This window comes from Flavobacterium luminosum (assembly GCF_023635005.1).
GTDB lineage: Bacteria > Bacteroidota > Bacteroidia > Flavobacteriales > Flavobacteriaceae > Flavobacterium > Flavobacterium luminosum.
Genome location: NZ_JAMLJM010000006.1, coordinates 45,158 through 60,133 on the forward strand (window position 1 = coordinate 45,158; position 14,976 = coordinate 60,133).

Annotated in this window: 11 protein-coding genes and 3 tRNA genes; 5 read left to right on the forward strand and 9 right to left on the reverse strand. The window is 32.2% G+C overall.

The window, feature by feature from the left end:
- Positions 1-33: 33 nt before the first annotated feature.
- Both NAT50_RS08770 and NAT50_RS08775 read right to left on the reverse strand, forming a co-directional pair.
- The gene (locus NAT50_RS08770; RefSeq protein ID WP_250592901.1) at positions 34-795 is read right to left on the reverse strand and encodes a C40 family peptidase; all 762 of its coding nucleotides are present in this window, start codon (positions 793-795) and stop codon (positions 34-36) included.
- Positions 796-878: 83 nt separating this feature from the next.
- Complete coding sequence (locus NAT50_RS08775; protein ID WP_250592902.1) at positions 879-2,054, reverse strand: acetyl-CoA C-acyltransferase; 1,176 nt, start codon at positions 2,052-2,054, stop codon at positions 879-881.
- Positions 2,055-2,283: 229 nt separating this feature from the next.
- Here NAT50_RS08775 and NAT50_RS08780 point away from each other — a divergent pair.
- The 4 genes from NAT50_RS08780 to NAT50_RS08795 all read left to right on the forward strand — a co-directional run bounded on the left by NAT50_RS08780 (position 2,284) and on the right by NAT50_RS08795 (position 3,238).
- Positions 2,284-2,367: transfer RNA gene (locus NAT50_RS08780), tRNA-Ser, on the forward strand.
- A gap of 13 nt (positions 2,368-2,380) precedes the next feature.
- Positions 2,381-2,455 (forward strand) — tRNA-Pro (locus NAT50_RS08785).
- A gap of 29 nt (positions 2,456-2,484) precedes the next feature.
- A tRNA-Arg gene (locus NAT50_RS08790) sits at positions 2,485-2,558 on the forward strand.
- A gap of 65 nt (positions 2,559-2,623) precedes the next feature.
- Positions 2,624-3,238, forward strand: coding sequence for a M15 family metallopeptidase (locus NAT50_RS08795; protein WP_250592903.1), 615 nt, complete (start codon positions 2,624-2,626; stop codon positions 3,236-3,238).
- Here the strand turns inward: NAT50_RS08795 and NAT50_RS08800 are convergent.
- The 7 genes from NAT50_RS08800 to tsaD form a co-directional block, all read right to left on the reverse strand.
- On the reverse strand, positions 3,216-3,803 hold the full coding sequence (locus NAT50_RS08800; protein WP_250592904.1) for a hypothetical protein: 588 nt from the start codon (positions 3,801-3,803) through the stop codon (positions 3,216-3,218). The two genes, NAT50_RS08795 and NAT50_RS08800, sit on opposite strands and share 23 nt — an antisense overlap.
- On the reverse strand, positions 3,800-4,990 hold the full coding sequence (locus NAT50_RS08805; protein WP_250592905.1) for a THUMP-like domain-containing protein: 1,191 nt from the start codon (positions 4,988-4,990) through the stop codon (positions 3,800-3,802). Before NAT50_RS08805 ends, NAT50_RS08800 begins: the two co-directional genes overlap by 4 nt.
- A 458-nt stretch (positions 4,991-5,448) precedes the next feature.
- Complete coding sequence (locus NAT50_RS08810; RefSeq protein WP_250592906.1) at positions 5,449-6,399, reverse strand: zinc metalloprotease; 951 nt, start codon at positions 6,397-6,399, stop codon at positions 5,449-5,451.
- A gap of 235 nt (positions 6,400-6,634) precedes the next feature.
- On the reverse strand, positions 6,635-7,582 hold the full coding sequence (locus tag NAT50_RS08815) for a zinc metalloprotease (protein WP_250592907.1): 948 nt from the start codon (positions 7,580-7,582) through the stop codon (positions 6,635-6,637).
- A gap of 353 nt (positions 7,583-7,935) precedes the next feature.
- Positions 7,936-8,577: a DUF4159 domain-containing protein gene (locus tag NAT50_RS08820; protein WP_408610665.1), complete on the reverse strand. Its 642-nt coding sequence runs from the start codon at positions 8,575-8,577 to the stop codon at positions 7,936-7,938.
- 6 nt (positions 8,578-8,583) lie between these two features.
- A complete protein-coding gene (locus NAT50_RS08825; RefSeq protein ID WP_250592909.1) occupies positions 8,584-9,288 on the reverse strand; it encodes a 16S rRNA (uracil(1498)-N(3))-methyltransferase in 705 nt (234 codons plus the stop codon).
- A gap of 1 nt (position 9,289) precedes the next feature.
- The gene (gene tsaD, locus NAT50_RS08830) at positions 9,290-10,309 is read right to left on the reverse strand and encodes a tRNA (adenosine(37)-N6)-threonylcarbamoyltransferase complex transferase subunit TsaD (RefSeq protein ID WP_250592910.1); all 1,020 of its coding nucleotides are present in this window, start codon (positions 10,307-10,309) and stop codon (positions 9,290-9,292) included.
- A gap of 235 nt (positions 10,310-10,544) precedes the next feature.
- On the opposite strand from tsaD, the gene NAT50_RS08835 reads away from it, so the two are divergent.
- The gene (locus NAT50_RS08835) at positions 10,545-14,966 is read left to right on the forward strand and encodes a translocation/assembly module TamB domain-containing protein (protein WP_250592911.1); all 4,422 of its coding nucleotides are present in this window, start codon (positions 10,545-10,547) and stop codon (positions 14,964-14,966) included.
- The last annotated feature ends 10 nt before the right edge of the window (positions 14,967-14,976 follow it).

The following is a 14,976-nucleotide window of genomic DNA, read 5'->3' on the forward strand; positions in this document are numbered from 1 at the left end:
CCTGACTGGAAAATAAAGAATCTACGACTTTGTTTAGATAATCTTTTTAATGACTCTTAATTTGTGAGTGTGTCTGTTCGTTTCGGCATTGTAGATCCCTAAATGGTCTAAACGATCAATGCGTACTTTTCCACTGGCATGAATGATATAATTATTTTCCATAATAATACCCACATGAATAATGTTACCTTCTTCATTATCAAAGAAAGCTAAATCTCCAGGTTCACTTTCCTCTATAAAACTTAAGGCCTCACCTTGAGTAGCTTGCTGGGAAGCATCACGTAAGAGTTTGTATCCGTTTAACTTATATACCATTTGGGTAAAACCGGAACAATCGATTCCGAAAGGTGTTTTTCCTCCCCACAGATAAGGAGCATTCAGATACATAAAAGCAGTATCAATGATATTTGATTTCGATTTTATACCGCTGGTTTTTATGCCTTCAAAAGACAACTCTTCTTTATTAATAGTATCGTAATTCAAAAAAGAAAGAGATGCTCCCAAAGGAATAGGCATTAAGAGATTGTTTGGAGAAGTGACATATTCAATTAGATCAGCATTAAGAATAATATTGTCTTTAGATAATTGTTCGTATTGCTCTTCAGTAATCAATTGAAATTGTTTATTGTCAATCCAGCCTTCATAGTCATCGTAAGCAAGTTTAATTTTAGACCATTTTGGATTTTGTTCTAAAATTACAAAGTGCTCACCGAATAATACTTGAGAAACTAATTCGCTTTTATCGCTAGGTTCGAATCGTAAAGGAATATTGGCTAGATTACAAATACCAAACATTGAAAAAAATTGAGTTGTGAATTAAAAATTATGAGTTATAAGCAATCACCTATAACTCATAATTACAAATTTATAAAATTTAATTAAGCTCTTTCAATAATAATTGCTGAAGCACCACCACCACCATTACAAATAGCAGCTGCACCAATTTTAGCATTATTTTGTTCTAAAACATTAATTAAAGTAACGATGATTCTAGCTCCTGAACAACCTAGAGGGTGACCTAATGAAACAGCGCCACCATTTACATTTATTTTATTATTGTCTAAACCTAATATTTTAGCATTAGCTAGTCCAACCACAGAAAAAGCTTCGTTAAATTCGAAGAAATCAACTTCGTCTTGAGTGATTCCTGCTTTATCTAATGCTTTTGGTAAAGCTTTTGCAGGAGCGGTAGTAAACCATTTTGGTTCTTGAGCTGCATCAGCATAGCCTTTAATGTAAGCTAGTGGTTTTAATCCAAGTTCATTTGCTTTTTCTTCACTCATTAAGATTAATGCAGCAGCACCATCATTAATAGTAGAAGCATTAGCAGCAGTTACTGTTCCTTCTTTTGTAAATACAGCATTTAGAGTAGGTATTTTATCTAAGCGAACATTAGTGAACTCTTCATCTTTACTGAAAACAATTGGTTCACCTTTTCTTTGAGGAATTGTAACAGGTACAATTTCGTTGTCGAATTTACCAGCTTCCCAAGCTTTAGCTGATCTTTCATAAGATTGAATAGCAAAAGCATCTTGCTCTTCTCTTGAAATATTGTATTCTGTAGCACACAAATCAGCAAAAACACCCATAGCTTGTTTGTCATAAACATCTACTAATCCGTCTCTTTGCATACCATCTTCTAAAGATGTTGGACCAAATTTAACCCCATTTCTCATGTGAACATAGTGAGGGATTAAACTCATATTTTCCATTCCTCCAGCAACAACGATTTCAGCATCACCGCACATAATGGCTTGAGCTCCCATCATTACAGCTTTCATACCAGAGGCACAAACCTTATTAATAGCTGTACAAGCCACTTCGTTTGACAATCCAGCATATAAAGCAGCTTGTCTAGCAGGAGCTTGTCCTACGCCAGCCTGAACTACATTACCCATATATACTTCATTAACTAAAGTTGGGTCTAAATTTATTTTATTTAAAGCTCCTTTGATGGCAGCAGCACCTAATTGAGGAGCAGATACACTTGACAAAGCTCCCATAAAACTACCTATTGGAGTACGAGCAGCCGAAACGATAACAACTTTTTTCATTTTTGTGTTTTCAAATTAGTAGTGCGAATTTAGTAATTTTAATGGAATTTGAAATTTTAAGCCGTATTTTATTTACTTTTCAAAAAAAAATAAAAAGTTATTGTGTTGATTATTAGTTATAAAACAATATTTGTAAAAAAAATGCAAAAAAAGAGGTCTTAAAACTTGGTAATAACACTTTCTTGTGCTATATTTGCAACCGCAAAAAAGGTTTAGTTCTTTGCAATTAGGAGAGGTGCCGGAGTGGTAACGGAGCAGATTGCTAATCTGTCATCGGGTAACCGATGCCAGGGTTCGAATCCCTGTCTCTCCGCTTTTTTTGTCCTCGGGGTGTAGCGTAGCCCGGTCATCGCGCCTGGTTTGGGACCAGGAGGTCGCAGGTTCGAATCCTGCCACCCCGACTACATTTTATTTTAGTTTTCTAAAATAGGGTCCAGTAGCTCAGCTGGATAGAGCAACTGCCTTCTAAGCAGTAGGTCTCAGGTTCGAATCCTGACTGGATCACAAAGCCTCACAATCGTGAGGCTTTTTTTGTTGCTATTTTTTTAGTAATTTTCAATAAAAAAACGATGAAAAATTCTCTTCTACTGATTTTCTTCTTTTTTATTTCTCAAATTAATGCACAAGAAATTTCCGACACAACTTTTGTCAATATTAAAGATTACAGCGATGAGTTTGTTTTCGACATGAAATATGCAACGAATGATAACTTTTTAAAATCAAAAGTATACGATTGTGGCGAATGTTATTTACGCTTAAAAACAGTTAAAGCCTTGGTTAAGGCGAATAAATCTTTTATAAAAAAAGGATATAGAATTAAATTATTTGATTGTTATCGTCCTCTTGATGTTCAAAAAAAAATGTGGGTTTTAGTGCCTAATCCTAATTATGTAGCGGATCCAGCGAAAGGTTCAATACACAATAGAGGAGGAGCCGTTGATCTTACTTTGGTTGATGAAAATGGAGTTGAACTAGAGATGGGAACAAAATTTGATCATTTTGGACCCGAATCTGCACATGATTATGAAAATTTAGAGGAGAAAATTTTAGAAAATCGAAAACTATTAAAAAAAATTATGCTTCGAAAAGGTTTCGAAGCATTTGATTCTGAATGGTGGCATTATAACTTAGAAGGTTCTAAAAAAGATAGTGTTTCAAATTTTACTTGGCAATGTCAGGAGTAAAGATGCAATTAAAATTTTCTCTGAAAAAATCTTCCGGTCTAGAAGTGGTTTCTACTTTTTCAGAAACAATTTCTTTTGGGAGTACATAGTCAACCTCTCCAGAAGAAAAATGGATTTTCATTAGTGAGATTGAATATTTTTTCAAATCTTCAAAATCATTTTTCAAAAACAGATAATTTGCTTCTAAAAAACGATTGTTTTCCTTGTCTAATTCATTGTAAATAAATTTATCACAACTGCCTTCGTTGGCATTGATTAGCGTGTAAATTTTACCATTAGATAATTGAAAAAATAGTTTTGAATTGGTTTCTAAACACTTAGGGGTAATAAAATCTTTACTCTTTTGTATTATTTGAAGTTTTATATACGGTACATCGTTATCTGAGGCCAACGTTAGGAAAATTAATTGTGCCGAATTTCCAAAAACTTTTTCATAGACTAAACAGTTTTTGGTTTCCTTGAAGACACCTATAGAATCTTTAACATCTAATGCCAATTTACATGGTTTTTGAGCAAATGCGAAAGAAAAAAAGAATAAAAATACAGTTAGAACTTTAAATTTCATTGGGTTTCAATTTTATTGCAAATTAAGACAATTTTATCATTTTCTTTATTGATAGTGAAAAAAGAATACAAATGACCACCGTCTCGTATTTTCCATTTTTTTCTAATGTTTTCAACCGATTCAGGAAAGTTTCTGGTGGTAATGTTTATCTTTTTATCGAACATAAATTCTTTCATGTTAGTCTTATTGTAAGGAAAAACGTTAATTACTTCAAACTTTCTACCGGGAAATGTTATTAAATCATCAGAGGTATATAAATGCGAATGTTGGTGTAATTTCTGTATGTAGTATTTTGTAGCAACAAGGTCAAAAGCTCCAGATTTTAAAATAGCGGCATTGGGTTCATAAATATACTTCTTTGGAAGACTGTAACTTGAATGAATAGGGTTTTCATCTAAAATAAAATCAAATTTTTCTTCAGATTCTTTATTGAAATTTATGGTTCTGATTTGTATTGTTCCGGCATAATTTTTTTGCAACATCCAAAGTAATTCTTTCACTTCTCCATTTACTGCAACGATATGAATTTCTTTAACGAAATCTAGTTCGTTAATTCCAGCAGTTATATCAAGGATGGGAGCTGTTTTGATTAAAATATTTGACGCATGTTGAAAATAGAAAGTCAAATTTTCAGGGACATTTGGTAAACAATCCTTTAGCATAAACACTTTGCCTTTCGCGTCATTCCTTCTCGAAGGATCAATATAGATCCAATCGAAAGAAGTGTTTAATTCTTTCAGAATAGTAGTACTGTCTCCTTGGTAGCATTCAATGTTGTTTACTTGTAAACTATTGTAGTTATTTTTTACAATTTGATGTAATTCCTCTTTTAATTCACAATGAACTACTTTTTTAAATGATTTTGAAAAAAAATAATCGTCTACACCAAAGCCTCCTGTCAAATCAATAATTTGTTCTCCCTTGATAATGGAAGCTTTGTAGTTTGCCGTTACTTCAGATGAAGTCTGTTCAATAGATAGCTTACTTGGATATAAAATGTCTTTAGTTTGAAACCAAGTAGGTAGTTTTTCTTTTGCTTTTGTTTTAGAAGCAATTTGAGTTAATATTTCATTCCAAGTTAAATCAGGAAAAGGATTTTTTTGTAAAGCTAATTTTGAAAAATTTAGATTTAAAGAATCTTGAATGAAAGATTGAACATTAGCAGCTAGAAGTTTATTATTTTCCAAATGAATTAAATTTTAAAAAATAAAATTACGATTATTTTTAACAAAAAAAACTTGCTCTAGTAGTGAGTTTCAAAATTTAATTTTTATTCATAATTGAACGAAAGAGTATAGTACATGACCAGATATTTAATTTAGTAGTTGGAGAAGTTGGATTAATACCACCTTTTTTGAATTTTTTTATAGCATCTCTGGTTTTTCAAGAAGTTTTAGTAATTAATTTACGAATTACTTGGTCTAAAAACAAAACGGATATTCATGTTGTACTTCGTACGAAGGAGTAATGATTGTTAGCTGTGTTGTAATCAGAATTTATAGCAGAAAAGTCAGTATTTAAAAAAGGAATTAGTTCTTTAATACATTTTATCAGAAGAACAACGAAATTATATTTATTTTATTTTTTATCAAGTATTTAAACAAAAAAAGCCGCTCATTGAGCGGCTTTTTGTCTACAAAACTTATTATCTAAATGAAGCTCTAGCAGCACCAACTGCAAAAACAGCATTCATTCTTGTTTTTTGTCCAACAGAGAACATATACATTCCTCTGTCATCTGTATAATCCATATAGTTCATGTACATTTCAAGTGGAGTACCTGAACAAGTTGATCTATGACCTACAGCAGGAACACCTGAGTTAGGAGCATTGTGAACTGGAGTGTCAGAAACTAAATCTGATCCACAAGTAGCATCACCCCAAATGTGGCGTAAGTTTAACCAGTGACCTACTTCGTGAGTAGCTGTTCTACCTAAGTTGAATGGATATGTTGCAGTACCAGTGTTACCAGTATATCTAGAATCAATTACTACACCATCTGTAGCAGAAGAACCACCAGGGAATTGTGCATAACCTAAGATTCCACCACCAATTGTACATACCCAGTAGTTCAATTTAGTTGTAGGAGAAGTAGGGTTGATACCACCTTGAGTAGATTTTTTCATAGCATCATTAGTACCCCAAGATGTTTTAGTAGTTGATTTACGGATTACTTGATCTAATACAAATCGAATATTTGTGTTACCACTACGTACAGAAGCATAAGGATTGTTTGAAGTATTGTAATCAGTGTTAGTTGCAGAGAAGTCTTTGTTTAAAACATCAATCTGAGATTGTAATTGCGCTAAAGAGATATTTTCAGCAGAAGTTCTGTACAATACGTTGAATACTACTGGAATTTCCATAACTCCGTTTACTAATCTTCCGTTTTTGATGGCTTCGTCAGTAAGTTTTTCAATTTCAGCCATTCTTGAAGCTAATGCAGGATCCTCTTGCATTTGTCTTTCTAATACTTCGTATGATGCACAACCTCTATGAGCTGAAGCATCTACAGTAGTAGTTGTTTGATTTGCCTCGTCTTTTTGACAAGAGAACATTAATAAAGCAGCAGAAGCTGTCAATAATAATTTTTTCATAATTTTTTAGTTTGGTTAGTATTTGTTTTTGCTTAATGCGAAGCAATATTAGTTATTATTTAAGAATAATTAAAATAATTGTTTAAAAAAGTATTAAATATTAAAATTAATTCCCTTTTAATTGTTGTTAATAACTTTGAAACACATTGAAAATACTAGTTTTTTTTCTTACAAAAATGTTAACAAAAAAACTCGCTGCTAGAGCGAGTTTTAAAAAAATTAATTTTTATTCTTCTTATTGAGCGAAAGAATATCTTGCGCCACCAGAAACGAAAATGGCATCGATTCTTGCTTTTTGACCTGCAGAGAACATGTACATTCCAGCATCATCAGTGTAATCCATATAGTTCATAGTCATTTCAACTGGAGTACCTGCACAAGTACTGTAGTGAGGATATGCAGGAACACCGTAGTTAGCAGTATTGTGTAAAGGAGTATCTGCTACGAAATCGTTTCCACAAGTTGCATCTCCCCAGATGTGACGTAAGTTCATCCAGTGACCTACTTCATGAGTAGCAGTTCTACCTAAGTTATAAGGAGCAGCAGCTGAACCAGCTAAACCAAAATATTTAGCATCGATAACAACACCATCAGTAGCTGAAGATCCACCAGGAAATTGAGCATAACCTAAGATTCCACCACCAATTGTACATGACCAGATGTTTAATTTAGTAGTTGGAGAAGTTGGATCAATACCACCTTGTTTAGATTTCTTCATAGCATCTCTAGTTCCCCAAGATGTTTTAGTTGTAGATTTTCTGATCACTTGATCTAATACAAAAGAAATACCAACGTTAGCTTTAACACCAGAGAATAAAGTTGGAACTTGGTTGAAATCTGAATTTAATGCATTGAAATCTTTGTTTAATACATCAATTTGAGATTGAATTTGAGTTAAAGAAATATTTTCAGCAGCAGTTCTGTATAATACATTTACTACTACAGGAATTTCAATTTTACCGTTTACTAAACGACCATTTTTTACTGCATCATTAGTGAATTTTTCAATTTCAGCCATTCTTGAAGCTAAAGCCGGATTCTCTTTTAATTGACGCTCTAATACTTCATGAGAAGCACATCCTCTGTGAGCAGCTAAACTAGCTGTTTGTTCTTCAGTAGCATTGTCTTTTTGACAAGAAAACAATAATAAAGCTGCAGCTGCAGACAATAATAATTTTTTCATAAAATTTGTTTGGTTTGGTTAAAATTATTTAGTTTTTAATAAATTATATTGCAATACTATAAATTATATTTTAAATAAAAAAAAATTATTTCATTAAAATTTACTTTTAAATAACATTTTTTTCATATCAATTAGAGGTTAATATTGAATTTATCTCAATAAATTATATATAATTTAACAAATTGTTTATTTCTTATTTATTGGTTATTATTCAAATAGTATTTAATTCGTTTTTTGGAAGAAAAGAAGAAAACTCGACACAAGAATTAGCCTTCTCAAAAAGAATAAGAAACTGCAAAGGATAGATTTTAAATGAGTTGATAAGAGAGAGGGTTTGTGCTTTCTTAAAAAAATTAATTATTGAAAACAAAATTCAATAGATTAGTTCCCATTTTTAAGGCTTTTTCTCGTACTTCTTTAGGGTCGTTATGCACTTCATAATCTTCCCAACCATCTCCTAAATCTGATTCAAAGGTATATAGTAGTACTAATTTGTTATTTACAAAGATTCCATAAGCCTGAGGTTTTTTGCCTTCATGTTCGTGAATTTTTGGTAATCCATTAGCAAAAACGAATGGCTTCTGGAAGATAATATGTGTTGCTGGGATTTCGATTAAGGGATTATCAGGAAATATTTTTTTTATTTCTTTACGTATATATTGATCCATCCCATAATTGTCGTCAATGTGCAGAAAACCTCCTGCCAGAAGATAATTTCTAAGATTTTCGGCTTCCTGTGAATTAAAAACTACGTTTCCGTGGCCTGTCATGTGGATAAATGGATAAGAAAAAATATCAGGACTTCCGGGTGATACTGTTGCCGGTTTAGCCTTAATTCGAGTGCCGCTATTTTGATTGCTAAATTTAATTAAATTGGGTAATGATGTAGGATTGGCATACCAATCGCCTCCGCCATTATATTTCAATAAAGCAATTTCTTGAGAAAAACCAAGATTGCAAAGAAAAAAACTCCAAAAGATTAAATTTAACTTCATAATCATTTATTCATTTGAATAGACAAAACTGTGACAAGCAACTACAGCGGCTGTTTCGGTTCTTAAACGAGTATTTCCTAACGATACAGCGGTGTATTTCTTTTCTAAAGCTAAGGAAATTTCTTTGGATGAAAAATCACCTTCAGGACCAATTAATAAAGTGTAATGTTGTTTGGGTTGGATTTCGTTTTTTAAAAGTTTCTTTTCGGTCTCTTCGCAATGCGCGATATACAAACAACCTTCATGATTTTGATTTATAAATTGACGAAAAGAAACCGCTTCGTTTAGTTTTGGTAAAAAAAATTGGTTGGACTGTTTCATGGCAGATTGCACAATTTTGTCGAAACGCTCTGTTTTGATAATAGTTCTTTCAGAATGATCACAGATAATGGGAGTAATTTCATGAATACCTATTTCAGTGGCTTTTTCCAAAAACCATTCGTATCGATCGTTCATCTTGGTTGGTGCTACTGCCAGATGTATGTAAAAATCGGTGGCTTTTTGTTGTTCGAAAGAATTTATTTTTACGGTACATTTTTTTTCTGAAGCCAAAATAATTTCAGTTGTAAATAAATAGCCTAATCCGTTGGTTACATGTAAAATATCAGACTCTTTCTTTCGTAATACTTTAATAATATGTTTGCTTTCTTCTTTATCGAAAGAAAATTGTACCGATTCATTAGTTATATCTGGATTGTAAAATAACTGCATATTAAAATTCTATTCTTGCTTTTGCAACTGTAGCGGCATTACTAAAGTGATTTTCTAAATATTTATGGTATCCTACAATGCCAATCATGGCAGCATTGTCTGTCGTGTATTCAAATTTAGGAATAAAAGTTTTCCAACCGTATTGATTTTCTGTTTCTTTTAATGTTTTTCGAATTCCGCTGTTAGCAGAAACACCTCCGCCAATAGCAATTTGTTTTATTCCGGTTTCTTGAACAGCCATTTTAATTTTATCCATTAGGATCTGAATAATAATGTTTTGGATAGAAGCACAAATATTATTTTTGTTTTCCTCAATAAAATTAGGATTTTCTTTGCTGTTTTTTTGAATAAAATATAGGATCTGCGTTTTCAATCCACTAAAACTGAAATTTAGTCCATCCACTTTAGGTTTAGTAAAAGAATAGGCTCGAGGATTTCCTTCCTGAGCAAATTTATCAATTAAAGGTCCACCAGGATAGGGAAGTCCTAGGATTTTGGCAGTTTTATCAAATGCTTCTCCAACTGCATCATCTGTGGTTTCGCCAATAATTTCCATATCAAAAAAACTATTCACTTTAACAATTTGGGTGTGTCCTCCGGAAATTGTTAAAGCCAAAAAAGGAAATTCAGGCTTATCGTATCCTTCTTCCTCAATAAAATGAGCCAAAATATGGGCATGCATATGATTGACAGCTATTAACGGAATGTTTAGCGCTAAAGCCATAGACTTCGCAAATGAACTACCTACCAATAAAGAACCCATTAATCCTGGACCTTGGGTAAATGCTATAGCTGAAAGTTGTTCTTTAGAAATTCCGGCTTTTTTCAAGGCAACATCAATAACAGGAACAATATTCTGTTGATGGGCACGAGAAGCCAATTCAGGTACTACACCTCCATATTCTTCATGTATCGATTGCCTTGCTACGACATTAGATAAGACTCTGTTATTTTCCAGTACAGCTGCTGCGGTATCATCGCAAGAGCTTTCAATAGCTAATATATATATAGGAGTAGACATAAAGGCATAGAATTTGAGTTATATTTGAAAAAACGACTTAAAATATATAATTTTACATCGAAGCCCAAAAATACAGATTTTTTATCAATTCTGTTGTGTACTTCAATTACCTTTTGTTTGATAATTATTGGAAGAAACTAAAAAAAATACAGGTCTTACGAATTTCTTTAAAAGAGTTTTATATATCCTTTTAGGATTAGTAATATTCTTGTTACTGCTTGCTATAATTTTAAACATGCCTTCAGTGCAAACCAAATTGGGACAGTATGCTACAGAACAGTTAAATAAAGATTTTGGTACCGATATTACTGTTCAAGAAGCAAACTTCACTGTTTTTGGAGGAGTAAAACTTAAAAGAGTCCTTATTAAAGATTATAAAAAGGATACACTTTTTCATATTAATGTTTTAAAAACCAATTTATACGACCTTAAAAAATTGATGGATGGCGGTGATCTTCATTTTGGAGAAGTTCGTTTGGACGGGTTGGAATTTCATATTCATAATTATAAAGGAGAAAAAGATACTAACTTAGACAAGTTTGTTGCTCTTTTTGATGATGGTAAGCCTAGTACGAGTAAAAAGAAATTTTTGCTAACGGCGAAAGAAATGCATTTAACGAATAGCCATTTTAGGTTTCTTGATGATAACGCCAAAGATCAGATGGTATATGAAGCTAAGAAACTGAATGCACATACTTCTAATTTTCAAATTCTAGGTCCCGATGTGACCATGAAGATTCATGAGATGTCTTTTGTAGACAATAGAAAATTAGTAATTAATAATCTAAGTTCTGATTTCACGTATACCAAAAAAAATATCCGTTTAGCAGGTCTTGATGTGGAAACACCTAGTTCCATACTTAAAGGAGAAGTTGAACTTCGTTACAAACGTGAAGATTTTTCAGATTTTAATAATAAAGTAATTTTTGATATCAAGATTGATCAAGCCTTGGTTTCAACCAATGATTTGAATTTATTCTATGGTGAATTTGGTAAAGATCATGTTTTTGATATCAACGGTAAACTATATGGAAGTCTGAATAATTTTAAAACCCGAAAATTGTATCTGGTTGATGAAAATAATTCTCAAATTAGAGGAGATTTTGATTTTAAAAACCTTTTTACAAAAAATAAGGGAGACTTCTACATGAAAGGTGTTTTTTCTGAAGTTTCTTCAACGTATGATGATCTAAATAGTATTTTGCCCAGAGTTTTAGGGGATAACTTACCCACTACTTTCAAAAAATTAGGACGTTTCACGCTATCTGGAACAACGGAATTGACCGTAAAAACTATTAAAGCTGATCTAAAAATTTTCACAGCTTTAGGTAATGTTTATTCTAATTTAGATATGACAAACATAGATCATATCGATAATGCTACGTATAAAGGAAATGTTCAATTTGATAACTTTAATTTGGGTAAATTCCTAGGAAGAAATGACATTGGTGTTGTTACGCTTGATTTTGATGCAGACGGGAAAGGTTTTAAAGAAAAATATCTCGATACAAAAATAAAAGGGAATGTTAGAAGTTTCTTTTTTAATGGCTATAACTATCAAAATATCGAAGTGGATGGAATTATGCAGAAAACGATTTTCAATGGAAATATCGTAGCCAATGATCCTAACTTGATTATGGAGTTTGATGGAAATTTAGATTTAAGTAACAAAGAAAACAAATATAAATTTCATACCAAGGTTGAATATGCGAATCTTAAAAAATTAAAAATTTACACCAAAGATGATGTGGCTGTATTTCGTGGCGATGTGCTAATGGATTTGCAAGGGAATTCTATTGATAATTTGTATGGGAATATTTATATCAATGAAACTTCATACGAAAATAATAAAGACACTTATTTCTTTGATGATTTCCAGATAAATTCCAGTTTTGATGAAAATCGAGTACGAACCATAACAATCAATTCTCCGGATATTGTTGAAGGTCAAGTAGTGGGTAAATTTAAATTTGATCAAATAGGCGACTTAATTGAAAATTCTTTAGGAAGTTTGTATGCTAACTATTCTCCAAACAAAGTCAGCAAAGGTCAATTTGTGAAATTTGACTTCAATGTGTACAGTAAATTGATAGAGGTTTTTTATCCCGAAATTTCTTTAGGTGAAAATACTTTTATGAAAGGAGAAATAGACTCTAATGATGGAATGTTTAAATTCAATTTTAAATCTCCATCAATTACTGCCTATGGAAATCAATTTGATAACATCAATATTGACATCGATAATAAAAACCCGCTCTATAATGCCTACATTGAAATGGATAGCATTAAAACAAAATACTATAAAGTAGCAGATTTGAGCTTGATTAATGTAACAGCAAACGATACATTATTTTTTAGAACAGAATTTAAAGGTGGTAAAAAAGGAAAAGATTACTACAACTTAAACTTATATCATACTATTAATGAAGATAATAATAGTGTTGTAGGGATTAAAAAATCTGAAGTGAATTTTAAAAATTTCCTTTGGTTTATTAACGAACATGAAGAAAAAGACAATAAAATTGTTTTCAATAAAAAGTTGACAGATTTTTCTATTGAAAAGATTTCGTTGTCACACGACAATCAGATGATCGAATTAATGGGAAAACTCAAAGATTCTACATATAAAGATGTTCAGCTTTCCTTTAAAGACGTTCAGCTCGATAAAATAACACCGTCTATTGATAGTTTGAATTTTAAAGGAAAAGTAAACGGAATAGTAGACTTTAAGCAACGAAAATCGATCTATGAACCCACTTCTTCTCTAGAAATAGACAGTTTAAATATTAATAATTTAGCGTTAGGAAAGTTAAATATTGATGTTAAAGGAGATGAGAGTTTTACAAAATTCAATGTGAATTCTGTACTCCGAAATGATGATTTAGAGTCTTTTTCAGCAGATGGTAATGTATTTGTTCAAGGCAAAGACATGAAATTGGATTTAGATTTACGATTGGAAGATTTTAACCTTGGAATCTTTAGTCCTTTAGGAGGCGAAATTCTCTCCGATATAAGAGGATTAGCTTCCGGAACCGCTAAATTTACTGGAGATTTTGATGAACCCGATATTACTGGTCGATTGTATTTAAACAAAGCAGGTCTTAGGATACCTTATCTGAATACCAATTATAACTTTGGTAAAAATTCAATTGTAGATGTCACCGAAAATCAATTCAGTTTTAGGAACATCAGTTTAACGGATGCTAAATTCAATACGCAAGGTCGCTTGAACGGCTCCATCCGCCATAACAAATTTGCCGATTGGCTTTTAGATTTAAACATTGACTCTGATAGGATGTTGGTTTTGGATACAAAAGATTCCGATGAAGCGGTGTATTACGGTATTGCTTTTATTGATGGAGAAGCCTCTATAAAAGGTCCAACTAACGGGCTAGTTATTAATGTAAATGCTAAATCGGAGCAAGGAACGTCTATAAAAATACCTATTAATGATAGTGAAGCCACTACGGAGAAAGATTATATCAAGTTTACCTCGCAAAATAGTTTAGTTAATCAAATTGCTAAATCCAGAAAAACCAGAACTTATAATGGATTAGAGTTAAATTTCGAGTTGGATATAACTCCTGTAGCTGAAATTGAAGTTATTATCAACAAAAGTAACGGTCACGGCTTAAAAGGGCGTGGGGTAGGTTCTTTATTGTTAGAAATCAATACGTTGGGTAAATTCAACATGTGGGGGGATTTCCAAGCGTATGAAGGAACCTACAATTTTAAATATGGCGGAATTATTGATAAAAAATTCCAAGTTAAAAAAGGAGGTTACATTTCTTGGGACGGAGACCCTCTGAATGCTACTTTAAATATGGAGGCAGTCTACAAAACAGAAGCTAATCCAGCGGTTTTACTAGATAATCCATCGTTTAACAGAAAAGTACCAACGGAGGTGGTTATTAAGTTAACCGATCAATTAACCAATCCTACTCCGGATATTTCCATTGATTTTCCTACAGTTAGTACTGTATTGAAATCGGAATTAGAATACAAATTAAATGATGCGGACACGCGTCAGACACAAGCAATTTATTTATTGTCAACTGGAAGTTTCCTTACCGAAAAAGGAGTAGCAGAAAATGCCATCACAGGCAATTTATTAGAAAGAGCTGGAAGTCTTTTTGAAGATTTATTTTCTAGTGGTGATGATAAATTCAAAATTGCACCCTATATAGTAACTGGAGATAGAAGAAATCCTGATTTTCAATCGGAAGGTAGAGTAGGAGTAACATATTCTACACAAATTAGTGATAAAATTACCATCAACGGTAAATTTGGTGTTCCCGTAGGAGGAGTTACCGAAACTGCTGTAGTGGGTGATGTCGAAATTCAATTACGTTTGAATGAAGACGGAACTTTAAAAGCACGTTTCTTTAATAGAGAAAACGATATCAATTATATAGGTGAAGGAATTGGGTATACTCAAGGACTAGGAGTTTCTTATGAAGTCGATTTCAATACCTTTAAGGAATTGATCAATAAAGTTTTAAGAAGCAAAAAGGTGAAAAAAGAGAAAGAGTCTAAGGATCAGATTCCAGATTCTGATTATTCTCCAGAATTTATTCAGTTTACCGAACAGCGCCAGAAAAAATCGTCCGAAAAACCCAAAGAAGACGAAGATAAAGCCCCTGATTTAAACGACTAAACATCCCTTT